This is a genomic window from Spirosoma horti, assembly GCF_054776595.1.
This window is the reverse complement of sequence record NZ_BAAHBQ010000003.1, coordinates 88,412-106,408: the sequence shown is the minus strand read 5'-3', so window position 1 is coordinate 106,408 and position 17,997 is coordinate 88,412. Positions and strand designations below refer to the sequence as shown.

The 17,997-nt window shown below is 48.9% G+C and carries 16 protein-coding genes; 4 read left to right on the top strand and 12 right to left on the bottom strand.

Annotated features, from left to right (window positions below; translation table 11 throughout):
* The first annotated feature begins 7 nt into the window (after positions 1-7).
* Together ACYVAM_RS08420 and ACYVAM_RS08415 are read left to right on the top strand one after the other, a co-directional pair.
* Positions 8-1,165: a Gfo/Idh/MocA family protein gene (locus tag ACYVAM_RS08420; protein ID WP_461065856.1), complete on the top strand. Its 1,158-nt coding sequence runs from the start codon at positions 8-10 to the stop codon at positions 1,163-1,165.
* A gap of 268 nt (positions 1,166-1,433) precedes the next feature.
* Positions 1,434-4,214 (top strand): M14 family metallopeptidase, encoded by a 2,781-nt coding sequence (locus tag ACYVAM_RS08415; RefSeq protein WP_461067042.1) that lies wholly within the window; start codon positions 1,434-1,436, stop codon positions 4,212-4,214.
* 84 nt (positions 4,215-4,298) lie between these two features.
* Here ACYVAM_RS08415 and ACYVAM_RS08410 read toward each other — a convergent pair whose 3' ends face one another.
* The 10 genes from ACYVAM_RS08410 to ACYVAM_RS08365 all read right to left on the bottom strand — a co-directional run bounded on the left by ACYVAM_RS08410 (position 4,299) and on the right by ACYVAM_RS08365 (position 12,762).
* The gene (locus ACYVAM_RS08410; RefSeq protein ID WP_461065854.1) at positions 4,299-4,751 is read right to left on the bottom strand and encodes a hypothetical protein; all 453 of its coding nucleotides are present in this window, start codon (positions 4,749-4,751) and stop codon (positions 4,299-4,301) included.
* Between the two features lie 10 nt (positions 4,752-4,761).
* Positions 4,762-5,226, bottom strand: coding sequence for a hypothetical protein (locus ACYVAM_RS08405; RefSeq protein ID WP_461065852.1), 465 nt, complete (start codon positions 5,224-5,226; stop codon positions 4,762-4,764).
* Between the two features lie 70 nt (positions 5,227-5,296).
* Positions 5,297-5,869 carry an RNA polymerase sigma factor gene (locus ACYVAM_RS08400; protein WP_460941019.1) on the bottom strand — a complete coding sequence of 191 codons (573 nt, stop codon included), beginning with the start codon at positions 5,867-5,869 and terminating at the stop codon, positions 5,297-5,299.
* Between the two features lie 104 nt (positions 5,870-5,973).
* On the bottom strand, positions 5,974-6,927 hold the full coding sequence (locus ACYVAM_RS08395; RefSeq protein WP_461065850.1) for a transketolase family protein: 954 nt from the start codon (positions 6,925-6,927) through the stop codon (positions 5,974-5,976).
* A 36-nt stretch (positions 6,928-6,963) separates the two neighbouring features.
* A complete protein-coding gene (locus tag ACYVAM_RS08390) occupies positions 6,964-7,536 on the bottom strand; it encodes a hypothetical protein (protein ID WP_461065848.1) in 573 nt (190 codons plus the stop codon).
* Complete coding sequence (locus tag ACYVAM_RS08385) at positions 7,530-8,489, bottom strand: AAA family ATPase (RefSeq protein WP_461065846.1); 960 nt, start codon at positions 8,487-8,489, stop codon at positions 7,530-7,532. The genes ACYVAM_RS08390 and ACYVAM_RS08385 overlap by 7 nt, the downstream gene beginning before the upstream one ends.
* 39 nt (positions 8,490-8,528) lie before the next feature.
* Positions 8,529-9,386, bottom strand: a complete 858-nt coding sequence (locus ACYVAM_RS08380; RefSeq protein WP_461065844.1) for a transketolase — start codon at positions 9,384-9,386, stop codon at positions 8,529-8,531.
* A 90-nt stretch (positions 9,387-9,476) separates the two neighbouring features.
* Positions 9,477-9,926, bottom strand: coding sequence for a thioredoxin-dependent thiol peroxidase (gene bcp / locus ACYVAM_RS08375; RefSeq protein ID WP_461065842.1), 450 nt, complete (start codon positions 9,924-9,926; stop codon positions 9,477-9,479).
* A gap of 84 nt (positions 9,927-10,010) precedes the next feature.
* Positions 10,011-12,083 (bottom strand): M23 family metallopeptidase, encoded by a 2,073-nt coding sequence (locus ACYVAM_RS08370; RefSeq protein WP_461065840.1) that lies wholly within the window; start codon positions 12,081-12,083, stop codon positions 10,011-10,013.
* 67 nt (positions 12,084-12,150) lie between these two features.
* Entirely contained in the window at positions 12,151-12,762 is a 612-nt protein-coding gene (locus tag ACYVAM_RS08365) for a fumarylacetoacetate hydrolase family protein (protein ID WP_461065838.1), read from the bottom strand.
* 188 nt (positions 12,763-12,950) lie between these two features.
* On the opposite strand from ACYVAM_RS08365, the gene ACYVAM_RS08360 reads away from it, so the two are divergent.
* A complete protein-coding gene (locus tag ACYVAM_RS08360; protein WP_461065836.1) occupies positions 12,951-13,781 on the top strand; it encodes a M48 family metallopeptidase in 831 nt (276 codons plus the stop codon).
* 91 nt (positions 13,782-13,872) lie between these two features.
* Here ACYVAM_RS08360 and sucC read toward each other — a convergent pair whose 3' ends face one another.
* Positions 13,873-15,090 carry an ADP-forming succinate--CoA ligase subunit beta gene (gene sucC / locus ACYVAM_RS08355; RefSeq protein ID WP_046575739.1) on the bottom strand — a complete coding sequence of 406 codons (1,218 nt, stop codon included), beginning with the start codon at positions 15,088-15,090 and terminating at the stop codon, positions 13,873-13,875.
* Between the two features lie 170 nt (positions 15,091-15,260).
* Here sucC and ACYVAM_RS08350 point away from each other — a divergent pair, with 170 nt between their 5' ends.
* Complete coding sequence (locus ACYVAM_RS08350; protein ID WP_461065834.1) at positions 15,261-15,923, top strand: ABC transporter ATP-binding protein; 663 nt, start codon at positions 15,261-15,263, stop codon at positions 15,921-15,923.
* Between the two features lie 375 nt (positions 15,924-16,298).
* Here ACYVAM_RS08350 and groL read toward each other — a convergent pair whose 3' ends face one another.
* Entirely contained in the window at positions 16,299-17,939 is a 1,641-nt protein-coding gene (gene groL / locus ACYVAM_RS08345; protein ID WP_461065832.1) for a chaperonin GroEL, read from the bottom strand.
* Positions 17,940-17,997 lie beyond the last annotated feature (58 nt).

Sequence of the window (17,997 nt, the reverse complement as noted above, 5' to 3'; positions counted from 1 at the left end):
CAACAACATGACACCCAAGAAAGAGATACGAATTGGTTTGATAGGCGCTGGCTTAATGGGCCGGACACACTCAAACGGATACAAACGAATCGGTGATTTTTTTCCTGAGTTGGAATACCGCCCGGTCTTGAAAGCCGTTTGTTCGCGCAACAAAGAGAGTGTACAGAAATTTGCTGATCAGTGGGGCTATGAGTCCATCGAAACCGACTGGCGGGCGATCATTGCCCGCGATGATATTGACGCCGTCGATATTTGCACCCCGAACGACACCCATGCCGAAATTGCCATTGCCGCAGCCGCATCCGGGAAGATGATCCTGTGCGAGAAACCCCTCGCCCGAACCCTGGCCGAAGCTCAGGAAATGGTGGACGCCGTAGAAAAAGCAGGTGTTCAGAATACAGTCTGGTACAACTACCGGCGTGTGCCCGCCGTTACGCTGGCCAAGCAGATCATCGATTCGGGCAAGCTTGGCAAGATTTTTCATTACCGGGCCAACTTCCTGCAGGACTGGACGATCAGCGCGGATGTGCCGCAGGGCGGAACCGGTACCTGGCGTATGGACGTCGACGCGGCCGGGTCGGGCGTAACCGGTGACCTCCTGGCCCACTGCATCGACACGGCCATGTGGCTGAACGGGGCTATTACGGACGTATCGGCCGTTACCGAAACGTTTGTTAAAGAGCGCATGCACCAGGTAACGGGTAAAGTACAGCCAGTTGGTATCGACGATGCCTGTATCTTCCATTGTCATTTTGGCAACGGCTCGTTGGGACTTTTCGAAGCGACGCGCTACGCCCGTGGGCATAAGGCCTTGTATACATTGGAAATTAACGGCGAACATGCGTCCATACGGTGGGATTTACATGACATGAACCGCCTGGAATATTTCGATCATTCGGATGATTCCATTGTGCGGGGCTGGCGTTCGATTCTCGTCACGGATAGCGATCAGCCCTATATGAAGCGGTGGTGGATTCCCGGTACCATCATCGGGTACGAACACACCTTTGTGCACCAGGCTGCTGATTTCTTCAAGAGTCTTGAAACCGGCGAGCCTTGTGCGCCTACCTTTCTGGATGCGTTGCAAACCCAGAAAGTTTGTGAAGCGGTGCTGGATTCGGCAACGTCCAGAAGCTGGAAAGAGACTGGTGCTACGGATGTATAACAGACTTTTCTAAACGCATAAAAAAAGGACTACACAGCGGTAGTCCTTTTTTTATGCGTTTAGAACGATAAGCTATCGAATGGACTGTACAGTATAAATACTTAGTGCTGATTTTGGCAATGGCGTATAAGGCAATAGAAAAAAGGGTATAAGATTAAAAAAATTAGTAAAAATTCGGTAGTCTATGCAAAGAAGTGTCTAATTTGTATGCGTTACCACAACTACCCGATTCAATACCTCTATGATTCAAAAAATTCTCCATTCGTTTATGTTGGTGCTGTCGCTGGGCGTACTGGTTGTTCAGGCACAATCGATTCCAACGCCCAAGGAGCACTTTGGCTTTGCCATTGGCGACGATTACCACCTGGCTACTTATACCCAGACCGAAGCCTACATTAAAAAGCTGGCAACTTCGGACCGGACCAAGCTGGTTGACATCGGCCTGACCGAAGAAGGGCGCCATCAGTTTATGCTGATCGTTTCGTCGCCGGAAAATATCAAAAAGCTGGATAGGTATAAGGAAATTTCCCAAAAGCTGGCCCGCGCCGAGGGCATCAGTGAAGAACAGGCCCGCGCCCTATCCAACGAAGGGAAAGCCATTGTCTGGATCGATGGGGGCTTGCACGCTACAGAGACCGTTGGCACACACCAGCTCATTGAAACGGCTTATCAACTCGTTAGCCGGAAAGATCCCGAAACGCTGAAGATTCTCGACAATGTGGTTATCCTGTTGACGCACGCCAACCCGGACGGGCAGGAGATCGTGTCGAACTGGTATATGCGCAATCCGACGCCCGAGAAACGTACGCTGGATAATTTGCCCCGCCTGTATCAGAAATACGTCGGGCACGACAACAACCGGGATTTCTTCATCATGAACATGAAAGAATCTCAGAATATCGGTCGTCAGTTGTTCGTAGAATGGATGCCGCAGATCATGTATAACCACCACCAGCGCGGACCCGCCGGTTCGGTTCTGGCGGGGCCTCCTTACCGCGACCCGTTCAACTATGTGTTTGATCCACTGATGATCACCGGGATCGATGCGTTGGGAGCCGCGATGATCAACCGGCTGAATGCCGAAAACAAGCCGGGTTATACACGCCTTGGTGGTTCTGTTTTTTCGACCTGGTATAATGGGGGACTGCGGACAACCACGCACTTTCACAACATGATTGGTCTGCTGACTGAAATTATTGGCAATCCAACCCCGGAAGAGGTGCCCCTGGTGCCGCAGCGATTGATTCCGAATGGCAATACGCCGTTCCCGGTTACGCCCCAAAAGTGGCATTTTAAGCAGTCAATCGACTACTCGCTTTCGTTGAACTACGCTACCCTGAACTACGCAGCCCGGCACGCCGATGAACTGCTGTATAACATTTACCGGATGGGCAAAAACTCGATTGAGCGGGGGAGCAACGACTACTGGACTTTATCGCCCAAACGAATCGACGCCATCACACAAGCTTACCAGGCGGCTCAGAAGAAAGCGACGCCCGGCGCCGGCGCTTTGGCCAATCCAGACCAGAATGGATTACTACCCCGTGGTGGTGGAATGCCGATTAAATATTATGACACGATCATGAAAGCGCCCGTTCTGCGCGATCCACGTGGATTCATCATTACGGCAGACCAGCCTGATTTCCCGACGGCCGTGAAATTTGTAAACGCACTGATCAAAACGGGTATCCAGATTCAGCAGGCGACGGCCGAATTCTCGGTAGCTGGCAAAAAGTATCCGGTGGGTTCTTACGTTGTAAAAACCGATCAGGCTTTTCGACCACATATCATCGATATGTTTGAGCCGCAGGATCACCCCAATGATTTCCAGTATCCCGGTGGTCCGCCCGTTCGTCCGTATGATGCCGCTGGCTGGACACTTGCCTATCAGATGGGTGTTCAATTTGACCGGGTTCTGGACGGATTCGATGGTCCGTTCAAGAAACTGCCGTACGGCGAACTGCAAGCACCGAAGGGGCACGTGGACGGTGCGGCCGGGGCTGGCTACGTATTGGGAGCGCGGGCCAATAACTCATTCATTGCCGTTAATGACCTGCTTAAGGCTGGCGTCGATGTATACCGTTTGCCCAATGGGGTAGGGGACAAATCGGGCGTTGAGGCTGGTTCATTCTTTGTGCCGGCATCGGCAAAAGCAAAATCGGTACTCGATAAAGCGACCAGTGAATTGGGGCTCGATGTGGTAGGGTTGTCGAAGAAGCCATCGACATCCATGATCAAGGTTTCGCCCAAACGCATTGCACTTTGGGACATGTATGGCGGTTCGATGCCTTCCGGCTGGACCCGCTGGCTGATGGAACAATACCATTTTCCGATCCAGCTCGTTTATGCGCAGGACATTGATGCCGGTGATTTACGGAAGAAATACGATGTCATTCTGTTCGTAACCCGTGCTATTCCGAGTGTTGGCAATGCGACTGGTGGTCGGGGTGAAGGTGAATTCCCGGCCTCACGGGAGCCTAAAGCGGAAGAGTTGCCCAGTGAATACCGTCCGTGGCTCGGCAAAATTACTGCTGATAAGTCAATCCCCAAGTTGAAACAGTTCATGGAAGCAGGTGGAAGCGTCGTAACGATTGGTACAAGTACGAACCTCGCCTATCACCTTGGCTTACCCGTCAAAAATGCCCTGGTTGAAATGAGCGCTAGTGGTCAGGAACGTCCGCTGCCAGCCGAGAAATACTATATTCCGGGTAGTATTTTGCAGGTGAGCCTCGACTCAACTCAACAGGCTACCTGGGGTATGCCGACAAAAACGGATGTTTATTTTGATGCCAGTCCCGTATTCAAAGTAGCGCCTGACGCCATTGCCAAAGGCGAAATAAAACCGTTGGCGTGGTTTTCAACGGCTAAGCCATTGCGTAGTGGCTGGGCTTGGGGGCAAGGGTATTTGCAGGATGGTGTTGCCGCGTTTATGGCGCCGGTTGGCTCGGGCAAATTAATTGCCTTTGGTCCCGAAATTACATTCCGTGCTCAGGCGCAGGGTACATTCAAACTGCTGTTCAACCAGCTCTATGCGTTGAAAACGCCATAAAGCGGACGTAAATAATGGTTTAATAGACAAAGAAAAGCCTGACTGGATTTCCGGTCAGGCTTTTCTTTTGATAATAAGTGCGTTCTAGTTCTGGTTGTTCAATTTATTCAGAAGCATTTTGTTGAACATCTGCTCTGTCTTGTACAATTCAGCCAGTTGTTGCGCGCTGATAACTTTCAGGAAACGGCTCATGTATTCTTCATCGAGGTCGGCCAGTTTCTGCTTCGTCGCATTGACTTCGCGAAGGCCGTTTACCAGTTGATTTTCGTTCAGGTTCGTGCGTGAGGGTTCATTGGTCAGTTGCCGAACCCGACGGTTCAGTTCCTGTTTCTTTGCGTTGTATTCGTTGTAAACTGCCCAAAACTGAGGGGCCTGATCGGTAGTCAGGTTAAGTCGATTGGTAATCAAGCCAATCTTTGCTGATTCAATTTTCTGGCGTCCATTGAGATCGCTCTGTGCCGTAGCGAGTTGAGTCGTCAGTGTCAGGGCAATCATCCAGCCAATCCATGCGTGTTTCATCGCGGTAAAGTTAACCATGCTAAATAAATCAGGAGCCTACATTCGGATTGTCCGAAAGAACCTCGTCCTTAATATGCTGCTGAATGTCGGCGGGCCGCACGTTCAAATACTGAATAGCCGTTGTATCGTTGCCCAATGAAGAGTGAAGTTGCTGGCTATCGGCCAACTCATCGGCATTGATACCCTGCTCGTCGAGATAGGCCGTAATGACATCGTCACTTACGCCAGCCAGTGCTTCGCTTGGTAGCGATTCCTGGCGTTGCGGCAACGTTTGCCAAACTAACAAAGCGATCAAACTGGCACCAACTAATGAGGCTGTGGTGCGTTGCCATGACCAACTGATACTAAAGGTTGGTTTGGGCTTGTGCATAACACGCGCCTGCACCCGAGAGGGCAGCGTGTCGAAGTAGCCATCCGGTGCCGCAAACGGATGTTGCCGCATCGGGTGTTCTGGTGGTAATTCGTCAAGCCGGAAGTTGTTATCCTCGTTCATGGTAAGTGGTGTGTGTATTACACGATTCCAATTCGGTTATAGGTGTTTGACAGCATCGACTGGCCCGGGTTTAATCGGCTGTATCAGTTTTTTTGATAAAATCCTCTATCTTTTTTACAGCCAGATGATAAGACGCTTTCAGAGCACCAACAGACGTACCGGTAATGTCAGCAATCTCTTCATACTTCATGTCATCGAAGTACTTCATGTTGAAGACAAGCCGCTGCTTATCAGGAAGTTTGAGGAGCGCTTTTTGTAACTTCATCTGTACCTCTTCACCAGTAGGCTCGCTTCCCGATGTGACATAACTGGAGTTACTTTCCAGTTTTTCCATCAACTCTCCTTCCACATCGCCGATGGGCAGAAAAAAGCGTCGGCGTTTTTTGTTAAGAAAGTTCAGACATTCATTGGTGGCAATGCGGTACACCCATGTATATAACTGACTATCACCCCGAAACTGTTCCAGACTATTCCAGACTTTAATAAATGTTTCCTGCACTAAATCATCCGCATCGTCGTGGTCGATGACCATTTTGCGGATATGCCAATAAATTTTCTGTTGATACTTGCGCACCAGCAGATTAAAGGCGTAGTTCCGGCTCGACGGGTCGCGGTATTTGGCGAGGATTTCTTCGTCAGTCATTGTTTCACGATTTACGGTTTGTGGTTTGTAGTTCGTCGTTGGCTGACGCGTAAGCACCTTACAGGCGTCAGCCAACGACAAACCACAAACCACAAACCGTAAACCTATTTTCTTGCCATTGCTTTTTTCACTTGCTCAACGATCTTATCAGCCGTGAGTCCATATTTCTGCATGAGTTGGTCAGGCGTTGCGCTTTCGCCGAAGGTGTCATGCACACCCACGTATTCGAGTGGGGCCGGGTAGTTGCGGGCTAACACCTGCGCAACACTATCGCCCAATCCGCCATTGATCATGTGCTCTTCGGCCGATACAGCACAACCCGTTTTCTTCACCGAGGCAAGGATAGCCTCTTCATCTAACGGTTTAATGGTGTGAATGTTGATAATGTCGGCCTCAATTCCTTCTTCGGCCAGCATTTCACCCGCTTTGATGGCTTCCCAAACAAGGTGACCCGTGCAGAAGATCGAGACATCTTTCCCTTCATTGACGGTCCACGCCTTGCCAATCTCAAATTTCTGATCGGCGGGGGTAAACACGGGAATGACGGGTCGGCCGAAGCGCAGGTAAACCGGCCCGACGTGGTCGGCGATAGCGAGGGTGGCCGCTTTGGTCTGGTTATAATCGCAGGGATTGATAACGGTCATGTTGGGCAGCATTTTCATCATACCCAAATCTTCCAGAATCTGGTGGGTGGCCCCATCTTCGCCAAGCGTCAAACCCGCGTGCGAAGCGCATATTTTAACGTTCTTGTTCGAGTAAGCAACCGACTGGCGAATCTGGTCGTATACCCGACCCGTAGCGAAGTTGGCGAACGTTGTCGCGAAGGGAATATGGCCACCAATGGTTAGCCCCGCTGATACGCCAATCATGTTGGCTTCGGCAATCCCGCACTGAACGAAGCGCTCCGGGTTTTCTTTGATGAAAACATCCAGTTTGAGCGAACCGGCCAGATCGGCGGTTAGCGCAACAACGTTTGGATGAGAGCGGCCTAATTCAGCGATGCCCGCGCCGAAGCCCGAACGCGTATCTTTTTTCTCCGTGTATTCGTATTTTTTCATGGTCTGTGTAGAGACGCAATCCCTTGCGTCTATCTGTTAGTTCGCCGAAGCGAGGGTTTGCAATTTGGTCAAAAAATAACTGGCACTTGAGCAGTTCGGGTGTCTGGCTGCATTCTCGACGGTGAAGCCGTATTTTAACATTCGGCTTACTAGAATACTTTTACTGCCTACACCACGATTGGTTTTCGCTAGAAGCAGTTGCTGAAGTGTCGAAAATGGATTCACTTCTTGTTCTGGTTGATCAAATTTGAAGGCCGAATCGTTAAGTAAAGCCTGTAAAGTTGGCGTATCACCTAGAAACCAAGATTCAATCTGTTTAACGGCAACAATAATAATTTGATCGTCACGCTCACTGATGCGCTGTCGTGTCAACGAAATACAACTATCAGCATCTAAGTCCGTTAGAACGATTATTTTCTGAACATTTCGATCAAGTAACTCCTGACGTAAGGCTTCAATTCGATGAGGAAGCAAATTGCCATTTCCTTTTGCGTCGATGATTGGCAGTAAACATTCAAAACCATTTAAGCGTAGCCACTGCTGGAAATTAATTGATTCAATAATGTTTTTCTCAGTTTTTCCTTCACAAATGAAACCTATTCTTACCACGGAAGCCCACCTCCGAGAGCATTCATTAGCCAGGCTTCATCCATTCTTAAGCCATGAAAGTCATGACCTTTAAATTGTTTAGTCTGGGTAGCTCCTTTCACCTTATCGACAACAATGATTTCGTCGGCTGTTAATTGAGAAGCTAAGGTTTGCGAGTGTGTGTTTAACCAGATGTAGTGACCTTGTTGCTCACAAGCATATCGACAAAGATTAACCAATTCCTTAATTACATCTGGATGCAACCCATTCTCAGGTTCCTCAATGCACAAAAACTGAGGTTCGTCACTTTGGTAAACTGCGGTTAATAAAGCAAGAATGTTGTAAGTACCGTCGGAAATTAAATCCTTAGTGAAATAGTCTGGAGAAAATTCTTCAAACCAATGAAGCTCATCCCGATCATCTACTTCAACGGCTTTGAAGCCGGGAACAAATAACTCCAGCCACTCGAAGATTTCGTCTTTTAATATCTTATTAGTTAAGATACGTTTGAGGACTTTTTCAAGATTACTTGCAGACAGAGAAAGACGCAGATCGTCATTAAATGATAACTTTTGTGAAGCCATATTTTTGATGAAAATCCGAGAGAAGGACTCGTAAAACCAATCTGCAAGTTTAAAATCCCCTAGTTTATAGACTGATTTATTCGATAATGCCCACGATTCATACTCTTGCTCTTTATCTTCTTGTTTAAGAATGACATTCACCCCGCCTAAGTCAGAAACAAAGTTTACTGGTCTGTTATTACGTCTGTTTAGAAAAGTACTTTTACCTCCAAATAGACTTTCAGCTAAGTCGCCTAGTTTATAATATAGATTCACAAACTCCAAAGACTCGAAAATATTCGATTTGCCCGACCCGTTAGGGCCAACAAAGACCGTGAACGGATTCGGCTCAATGAGCTCGATCCGTTCAATGGACTTGAAATTTTCGATGACCAGGCGTTTGATTTTCATGTGTCTGTGTACCAAACAGCAGGATGCTGTTTGGTACAATCAATAATCCGTTACGCCAATCGACAAGGGCAGCCCGTTAAGCGCCTGCGTCAATTGGTCAGCGTTGGGGGCCGTGCCGTGCCATTTGTAGTTACCCACCATGTACTCGACGCCGAAGCCCATTTCGGTGTGCATCAGAATCATGGTCGGTACTTCGGGGTTTTCCTGCGACTTCTTGAGTGTCCGAATGACGTCTTCAATGTCGTTGCCTTCCATCTCGTCGACAAACCAGCCGAACGCCCGGTATTTGGCCGCCAAGTCGCGGTTGCTGTTTACGTTGTCGGTCGTGCCGTCAATCTGAGCGTGGTTAAGGTCGATGATCGCGGTCAGGTTGCCCAGTTTTTTGTTTGGCGCAAACTGAGCAGCTTCCCAAACCTGACCTTCCTGTTGCTCGCCATCGCCCATCAGTACGTAGACGTGGCTTTTGTCGCCATTCAGTTTTTTGGAATAAGCCGCACCGCTGGCTACTGATAAACCCTGGCCCAGTGAACCCGACGCAATACGGATACCCGGCAGATGTTCGGCCGTGGTTGGGTGACCCTGCAACCGGCTATCGAGCTTCCGGAACGTAGCCAATTCCGAAATAGGGAAATAACCCGCCCGCGCCAGCACCGAATAAAATACCGGCGAAATGTGGCCATTCGACAGGAAGAAGATGTCTTCATCCCGACCATCCATGTCGAAAATAGGGTTACCTTCTGCGTCTTTTTTTCGGTTCATCACCTCGAAATATAAGGCGACCAGAAAATCAGTGCAGCCTAAAGAACCGCCGGGGTGCCCGGAGTTAACGGCCGCAACCATGCGAAGAATGTCACGCCGAACGGCGGTTGCAGTGTGTTTGAGTTGGTCTATTTCCATGTAGTAATGCGGGTAGAAGCCCGCTTTTTTAATCAACGATGGCGAGTTTCTGCCTGCACAACATTAGGTGTGCCCGACGGAAGGATCGCGTTAAGGTAAAATCTGTTCTGCGTGGTTCTTGGTATCTACTTTGTTGATGATGTCGGTGATTATACCATTTTCATCGATTAGAAACGTTGTTCGGACAGTGCCCATATACGTACGCCCGTACATGGATTTTTCCTTCCAGACCTCATACGCTTCGGCCACTTTCATATCGGTATCGGCTACAAGTGTGAATGGCAACTCGTATTTGCTGATAAACTTTTGGTGAGATTTCTGATCATCGACGCTCACGCCCAGCACCTCGTATCCGGCCACCCTCAAATCGGAATAGTTATCGCGAAGACTACAAGCCTGAGCCGTACAACCGGGTGTGTTGTCTTTGGGATAAAAGTAGAGCACTACTTTTTTACCCCGATAGTCAGACAGTTTGATGGGCTGGCCGTTCTGGTCAGTACTCGTAAAGTCAGGAGCAGGGTCACCGATGTGTAGGCTCATTAAGTTTATGGTTTGTCGTTTATGGTTTGTTGTTCGCCGTCAGTACACAAACGACGAACAACAAAGCACAAACTTGTTACTGCTTCATCGTCTTTTGCGCCCCTTTTTCGGCGCGGCTTTATGCTTCACCGGTGGGCGGGGTACATCAATGGTTGTACTGTCGGAGCCAATGTTTCCCGCGCGATCTTTAACCTGAACCAGCACTTCGGCACCGTCTTCGAACGGCTCGTCTGGATCCAGTTTGTCCGACCACAACAAGGCTCGTTTGTAATCATATTGCATAAGTACCCATTCGCCATTTACCAGCGCCCTAAATTCGGAAATTCCTGACAGATCATCCCTTATTTTGGCCGTTATGCCTTTGGGCGTTGCGCTCAAAATCTCGACCGATGGCGGATTCGCATCGGTCATCAACTGGAAGCGGCCCAGCGAACGGGTTTTAAATTCAATTTTACCTTTGTTCCATTTGCCTCCCAGAAAGCTTTCGCGGCCGCCACTTACCCAATACGCTTTGGTTCGCATGGTATCAATGGCAATCGGATAATTGGGTACATACTGAACCGTCAGATAATCGTTGAGTGGAATCGTCGGCTGGTTAATTTCGACTCCTCCGCCCGGCAAGGGCCGCACGGCCAGATGCAAGGTATCGAATAAGGTCTTGGCGCCAAACTCCAGCCGCGTGTTTCCATCGGTAACGACTTCAGCCCGACCCGGTATGACCCGTTTTTTGAAATTTGTTCGGATCACACCCCGGCCAAATTGAACTGAATCAGGTAAAGTCTGCCGCAAATCTATAAGATAAACGGCTTGGTTGTTACGAACATAACTAACCGGTTGTTCCACAACGGTGCGGCCTGTGATAAGTTTAGCGATCGGGGCATTGCCTGCCACTATATTACGGACCGTTATCTTCAACACATTCTCGTCGGTGGTAACCGTAGCGGCTGTTTCTCCATTGGCGGATTCCGATGCATAATCTACAGGCTGAACGGCTATGGAGTCTGTCCGGGGCGGATTCGTCGTCGCCACTTCGGGCATGATCGTAAACGTCAATTTGGCGGAGTGATCATAGGCATCGTAAAGAATTAACGTAACCTCGTGCGATTGCCCATCTAGCAACGGCAATCGGCCCCGATAGGCGGCATTGCTTTGTAGCTTGTATAAATTCAGGCTATTCCCATCCGCAATGTAAGCCCGGTGGTAACGCTGGCCAGTCATCTGCTCCACTTCGTAGTTTTCGTGGATGTTCATAAACCGGGTTTGCTCATTCGGGAAACTGTTCATGTTGTAGGAAAACACTTCGCGGCCATCGAGCCTTATTTCCAGACAACTGATGCCATTTCGATACGGGGAGCCGCTCGTTTTGTCGTAGGCTAATACCTCCAGCCCGATCAGGCCCGACGCCGTGATGGGTTTCGTTATTGCATACGAACCATCGGGCTGGCGAACAGGTGCGTAACTAACGCGTTGGTACTCGCCATTGATGCGCGATGTGGGCGTCATCGTTTTCATGGCAATCCGTTCGAAATAAGGCGGTACGTTGTCCTGAATTTCTGAAAACCCATACAGCAATGGGTTAATCAGGTTGTCTTTGGCATCCCGTATTTCGAAATGGAGGTGCGGTCCACCCGACCCACCCGTATTGCCCGATGCCGCAATTACATCGCCCTGCCTGACCGGAAACTGGCCAGGTTGTGGGCGGAGATCAATCTCAAAGGTTTTTTTCTGATACTGCTGCTCGCGTAAGTAAATGCCGAGTGTATCCTTCAGGGTCTTCAAATGGCCGTATACGGTAGTCAGGCCATTGAGGTGTTTAATGAAAACGACATTGCCGTAGCCACCCGTAAAAACCGCAATCCTCGACACATACCCATCTGCAGCCGCATGGACATCCAGTCCTTCGCGTCCACCGGTACGAATATCCAGGCCCGCATGAAAGTGATTGGGGCGCAAATCGCCCATACCGCCCGACAGGGAATTCGCGCCACCAGGCTGAATTGGAAATTTAAAATACCCGGTCTCGATCGTGCCGGGTTGGATATAGCCTGTCTGGGTGGCTGACTTTGCTGGCGTCGAAGGAGGACTGGTTTGCCCAATGGCTAGCCCCGAGCCGAACAGAGCAGCCACTACCAGATTATAAATTAGTTTTTGTTTCAAAAGCAAGGTCAATTGGAAACAGCAGCGTTGGTCAGGCGCTATGAAGAGCCCAACGGAACAGGAACGCTTATTTTACGTCAAACGTGAGCATTGGGTTGTCTTCAATAAATGCCGTCAGTCGGTCACCTACCTGAACGGGGCCAACGCCTTTAGGCGTGCCTGTAAACAGGATGTCGCCCTGTTGCAGCAAAAAATACCGCGACACAAACGAAATTAGGTAATCGATCTTGAACAGCATCAGGCTCGTATTCCCCACCTGGCGGGTTTCGCCGTTGATGTCCAGCCGAAAATTCAGATTCTGTAAATCAGGGAAACTGGTTTTAGGCACAAAGTTCGAAATAGGCGCGGAGCCATTGAAGCCTTTCGCCAGCTCCCAGGGTAAACCTTTGGCCTTCAGTTTACTCTGCACGTCACGGGCGGTAAAGTCGATACCAACGCCAATTTCGTCATAATATTTATGAGCGAATTTCTCGTCGATGTTCTTGCCGACCCGATTGATTTTCACCAGGATCTCAACTTCGTGATGAACGTCTGTCGAAAAGTCCGGATAGAAGAAGGGCTCATGTTTCAGAGGAATGGCCGTTTCGGGCTTCATGAAAATGACGGGATCTTCGGGCTGTTCGTTGTTGAGCTCTTTGATATGTTCGACGTAATTCCGGCCAACGCAAATAATTTTCATAGAGTAACGCGGACATCCTGTCCGCATCTGTGCGGACAGGATGTCCGCGTTACATTAAACCAATTCAAATGCTACAAATCTAAGGACTAAAGAGGGGTCGACCGCATCGGTCTATAAAAATTTGAACAATTCTAGTACTTTGCACGTCATATAACGTCAGAATATACTACCATTAAAAACACATAAAAATGAAAAAAGTCATAATTGTCATGTTGTCACTCGCGTTTGCAGTTACTGCCTGCGAGAAAGTACCTTTAACGGGGCGAAAGCAACTGATTTTAGTGCCTAACAATGACATGCTTTCAATGAGCTTTACGCAATACAAAGCATTCCTGGATACAAGTAAGGTTGTTAGCACCAGCAACGGCGATGCGGAGATGGTTAACCGCGTTGGTGATCGGATTCGTCGGGCCGTTGAAAGTTACATGAACAGTAATGGCTACAGCAAACGACTCGAAGGATTCAAATGGGAATATCACCTGGTACAAAGTAATCAGGTAAATGCCTGGTGTATGCCCGGCGGTAAAATCGTCGTTTATTCGGGTATCTTACCCTACACGCAGAACGAAGCTGGTTTGGCTACGGTATTGGGGCACGAGGTTTCTCACGCCATCGCCGAACACGGTAACGAACGGATGAGTGAAGGATTAGTGGCCAATGGTCTTCTTCAGGCTGGTCAGGTAGCAACTGGTATTGGTACATCGGGTAAAAGTGCACAGACACAGGCTATATTCCAGCAGGCATTCGGAGTCGTTGGGCCGTTAGCCTACCAATATGGCGTAGGTCTTCCTCACAGCCGTAAACAGGAATCAGAAGCCGATCACTTAGGGCTGATTTTTATGTCGATGGCAGGTTATGATCCAAGAGAAGCAATTACGTTCTGGACACGGATGGCCAAAGCAGGTGGGGGGAAAGCACCCGCTGAATTCTTGTCGGATCACCCATCCGACGAACGTCGGATCGCTGACTTACAGAAGTTGCTGCCCGACGCCCAAAAATATTATGCCAGTGCCCGATAACGCACTGAGCCTGTAACAACTAAAAAAGCCGGAGTTTACACTCCGGCTTTTTTAGTTGTATACGACAGCAAGATGGTGCCGGCTATATTGATTATAATCCCGCGATTACCTGACGTACTTTCTCGGCGGCTTCTTTCAGCAGAACGGCTGATTGTACTTTCAAGCCTGATTCGTCGATGATTTTCGCGCCTTCTTCGGCATTTGTACCCTGCAAACGAACGATGATTGGCACTGGAATATCGCCGATCGCTTTGTAAGCTTCCACAACACCCGTGGCCACACGGTCGCAACGAACGATACCACCGAAGATATTGATCAGAATGGCTTTTACGTTCGGGTCTTTCAGGATAATCCGGAAACCGGCTTCCACCGTTTTAGCATTGGCACCGCCCCCAACATCGAGGAAGTTGGCCGGTTCGCCACCCGATAGTTTGATAATATCCATGGTCGCCATGGCCAGACCTGCGCCGTTTACCATACAACCGACGTTACCGTCGAGTTTTACGTAGTTCAGGTCATTCGCAGACGCTTCTACTTCGAGCGGATCTTCTTCGGCCAAATCCCGCATCGCTTTCAGTTCAGGATGGCGATAGAGGGCGTTGTCGTCTAGGTTTACCTTGGCGTCAACGGCCAGAATCTTATTGTCCGACGTTTTTAGCACCGGGTTGATCTCGAACATCGAAGCATCCGTATCCACGTATGCTTTGTAAAGCGAGGTCACGAATTTCACCATTTCTTTAAATGCCTCGCCTTCGAGTCCAAGACCGAAAGCCACTTTGCGCGCCTGAAAAGGCTGTAAGCCAACCGCTGGATCAATCCACTCTTTTACAATTTTTTCGGGCGTATGTTCGGCTACTTCTTCAATGTCCATACCGCCTTCGGTACTGGCCATGATCACGTTGCAGGCTTTTGTCCGATCGAGCAGGATACCGATGTACATTTCTTTCGGGTCCGATGGTCCCGGATAATACACATCCTCAGCGATGAGAACTTTATTCACCCGTTTACCTTCCGGACCAGTCTGGTGCGTAACCAGCACATTACCGATGAGGTTCTTGGTAATGTCGCGTACGGCATCTACCGATTTGGCCAAAGCAACACCACGTTGCTCAGAGCCGACGATCTGGCCTTTTCCGCGCCCACCCGCGTGGATCTGCGACTTAACCACAACGAACTTCTGACCTGATTGAGCGATCAGGAGTTTGGCGGCTTCAACGGCTTTCTCGGGCGACTCAGCGACAATGCCCTCCTGAATGCGGACACCGTACTTTTTGAGAATTTCTTTGCCCTGATACTCGTGTATATTCATGACAACTGCAACAAGGAGGATTGGAAATCGTATTTTTGTGCGGCAAGTTAATTGGAAATGATGAATTATGAATGATAAATGATGAATGGAAGGCCGATGTAGGCTATTCATCATTTATCAGCCTGCGAGCGTCACATCATCATTCATCCTTTATCATTTATAATTCTCTAATGCAACCAATCCTTCACACAACAGATATTCGCCGGAATTACGGTGATTTGCCCGTCCTTAAAGGTATCAATTTAACCATCGAACCGGGCGAGGTTGTGTCTATCGTGGGCGCATCTGGAGCCGGTAAAACCACCTTATTGCAAATTCTTGGCACACTGGACCGGCCTGATTCCGGCGAGTTGCACATTGCTGGCCAGAACGTTTTTACGCTCAATGATCGTCAACTAGCACAGTTCCGCAACGAGCGCATCGGTTTTGTGTTTCAGTTCAACAATCTGTTACCTGAATTTACGGCCATCGAAAACGTGTGCCTGCCTGGTTTTATCGCCGGGAAAGATGAGCAGGCAGTGCGGCAACGTGCCGAATCATTGCTTACGACGCTTGGCCTGCAACATCGCCTTACCAATCTTCCCTCACAAATGTCGGGTGGAGAGCAGCAACGGGCTGCTGTAGCGCGGGCATTGATCAATGAGCCTGCTATCGTTTTTGCCGATGAACCCAGTGGGAATCTCGATTCGCGGAATGCTGAAGAACTTCATCAGTTATTTTTTCGGCTCCGTGATGAGCTTGGCCAGACGTTTATCATCGTGACGCATAATGAAGGGCTTGCCGCATTAGCCGACCGAACAGTGACCATCCGGGATGGAATTTTATTTACATAGTGAAGGCGTCTCCAAAACTATTTTGATAAGTCTATTAGGTAAATATACTTAAATTTTTGCGTTCTTTTAAGTATTTGTTCATGCATAATATCTTGTTTATCAGCGTCTTGCTGTTTTAATTAAAAAAATAATTAAGAAAAAGAATCAATTTTTCGTATTTTTGTTTTATCATTGTGTCGAAAAGAAAAGTTTTTCATAACGTTGAGTAAATCAGAAAGCCAAGAGAGTGTCTCGCTTGGCTTTTTTGTTTGCCAGTAAGTCAGATTTTTCGTTAGGAAGCAGCAATATAGCAGAAGGCATACATAGCTTTTAATAAACAAAAAAGTCCCCGGTCAACTTGACCGGGGACTTTTTTGTTTATTAAAAGCTGCTGAATTACATCATGCCGCCCATGCCGCCACCACCTGGGTGACCATGACCACCACCGGCTGGCGCTTCTTCTGGCTCGTCGGCGATAACACATTCCGTTGTCAACAACAGACCAGCAATAGACGCTGCGTTTTCCAGAGCCAGACGGGTTACTTTCTTCGGATCGATTACACCAGCGGCAAACAGATCTTCGAACGTATCGTTCTTGGCGTTGTAACCGAAGCCACCCTGACCATCTTTCACTTTGTTCACGATAACCGAACCTTCGCCACCGGCGTTAGCAACGATAGTCCGCAGCGGAGATTCGAGAGCGACACGGATGATATTGATACCCGTTTTTTCGTCTTCGTTGATCGAGTTGATCGCATCCAGCGCCGAGATCGCGCGGATCAGCGCAATACCACCACCTGTTACGATACCTTCTTCAACGGCAGCACGGGTTGCGTGCAGAGCATCGTCAACGCGGTCTTTCTTTTCTTTCATTTCTACTTCGGTAGCAGCACCGATGTAGAGGATAGCCACACCACCCGACAGTTTGGCCAGACGCTCCTGCAATTTCTCGCGGTCGTAGTCCGATGTCGTGTTTTCGATTTGGGCTTTAATTTGATTTACGCGACCTGTGATATTGTCTTTCTCACCAACACCATTGACAATAGTCGTATTGTCTTTGTCGATCAGGATTTTTTCAGCCTGACCCAGGTATTCGATCGAAGCGTTTTCGAGTTTGAAACCGCGCTCTTCGCTGATGACTTGACCACCCGTCAGGATAGCGATGTCTTCCAGCATAGCTTTCCGACGGTCACCAAAACCAGGCGCTTTAACGGCAGCTACTTTCAGGGCACCACGGATTTTGTTAACTACCAGCGTAGCCAGGGCTTCACCGTCAACATCTTCAGCGATGATCAGCAGCGGGCGGCCTGTTTGAGCAACTTGCTCCAGAACGGGCAGCAACTCTTTCATCGACGAAACTTTCTTCTCCGAAATCAGGATGAACGGGCGTTCCAGCTCAACTTCCATTTTCTCGGTGTTCGTTACGAAGTAAGGAGACAGGTAACCCCGGTCGAACTGCATCCCTTCTACGGTTTTCACTTCCGTTTCCGTTCCGCGCGCTTCTTCAACCGTGATAACGCCTTCTTTGCCAACTTTTTTCATGGCTTCGGCAATCATTGTACCGATTTCTTCATCGTGGTTAGCCGAGATAGTCGCTACCTGTTCGATTTTACCGAAATCGTCACCAATGGTTTGTGCCTGTTCAGCCAGGTTTTTAACAACAGCAATGACGGCTTTGTCGATACCACGCTTCAGATCCATCGGGTTAGCACCAGCCGCAACGTTTTTCGCACCGATCGAATAGATCGCCTGGGCTAAAACGGTAGCTGTCGTTGTACCATCACCAGCTGAATCAGCTGTTTTCGAGGCTACTTCTTTTACCAACTGAGCACCCATGTTTTCCATGGCGTCTTTCAGTTCAATTTCTTTAGCTACCGTTACACCATCTTTGGTGATAACAGGTGAGCCGAATTTTTTATCCAGAATTACGTTCCGGCCTTTAGGTCCGAGGGTTACTTTTACCGCATCGGCAAGGGTATCTACACCCTTCTTGATCCGCTCACGCGCTTCAGTATCAAAAAATATTTTCTTAGCCATTGTTTCTTAGAGTTTGAAAAGTTTGTGGTTTACAGTTTGTAGTTGCGGTTCCCAGCCG

Coding starts and splice junctions, on each gene's coding strand:
- ACYVAM_RS08420 (WP_461065856.1), top strand. CDS start 8: ATGACACCCAAGAAAGAGATACGAATTGGTTTGATAGGCGCTGGCTTA.
- ACYVAM_RS08415 (WP_461067042.1), top strand. CDS start 1,434: ATGTTGGTGCTGTCGCTGGGCGTACTGGTTGTTCAGGCACAATCGATT.
- ACYVAM_RS08410 (WP_461065854.1), bottom strand. CDS start 4,751: ATGGTTAACTTTACCGCGATGAAACACGCATGGATTGGCTGGATGATT.
- ACYVAM_RS08405 (WP_461065852.1), bottom strand. CDS start 5,226: ATGAACGAGGATAACAACTTCCGGCTTGACGAATTACCACCAGAACAC.
- ACYVAM_RS08400 (WP_460941019.1), bottom strand. CDS start 5,869: ATGACTGACGAAGAAATCCTCGCCAAATACCGCGACCCGTCGAGCCGG.
- ACYVAM_RS08395 (WP_461065850.1), bottom strand. CDS start 6,927: ATGAAAAAATACGAATACACGGAGAAAAAAGATACGCGTTCGGGCTTC.
- ACYVAM_RS08385 (WP_461065846.1), bottom strand. CDS start 8,489: ATGAAAATCAAACGCCTGGTCATCGAAAATTTCAAGTCCATTGAACGG.
- ACYVAM_RS08380 (WP_461065844.1), bottom strand. CDS start 9,386: ATGGAAATAGACCAACTCAAACACACTGCAACCGCCGTTCGGCGTGAC.
- bcp (WP_461065842.1), bottom strand. CDS start 9,926: ATGAGCCTACACATCGGTGACCCTGCTCCTGACTTTACGAGTACTGAC.
- ACYVAM_RS08365 (WP_461065838.1), bottom strand. CDS start 12,762: ATGAAAATTATTTGCGTTGGCCGGAATTACGTCGAACATATCAAAGAG.
- ACYVAM_RS08360 (WP_461065836.1), top strand. CDS start 12,951: ATGAAAAAAGTCATAATTGTCATGTTGTCACTCGCGTTTGCAGTTACT.
- sucC (WP_046575739.1), bottom strand. CDS start 15,090: ATGAATATACACGAGTATCAGGGCAAAGAAATTCTCAAAAAGTACGGT.
- ACYVAM_RS08350 (WP_461065834.1), top strand. CDS start 15,261: ATGCAACCAATCCTTCACACAACAGATATTCGCCGGAATTACGGTGAT.
- groL (WP_461065832.1), bottom strand. CDS start 17,939: ATGGCTAAGAAAATATTTTTTGATACTGAAGCGCGTGAGCGGATCAAG.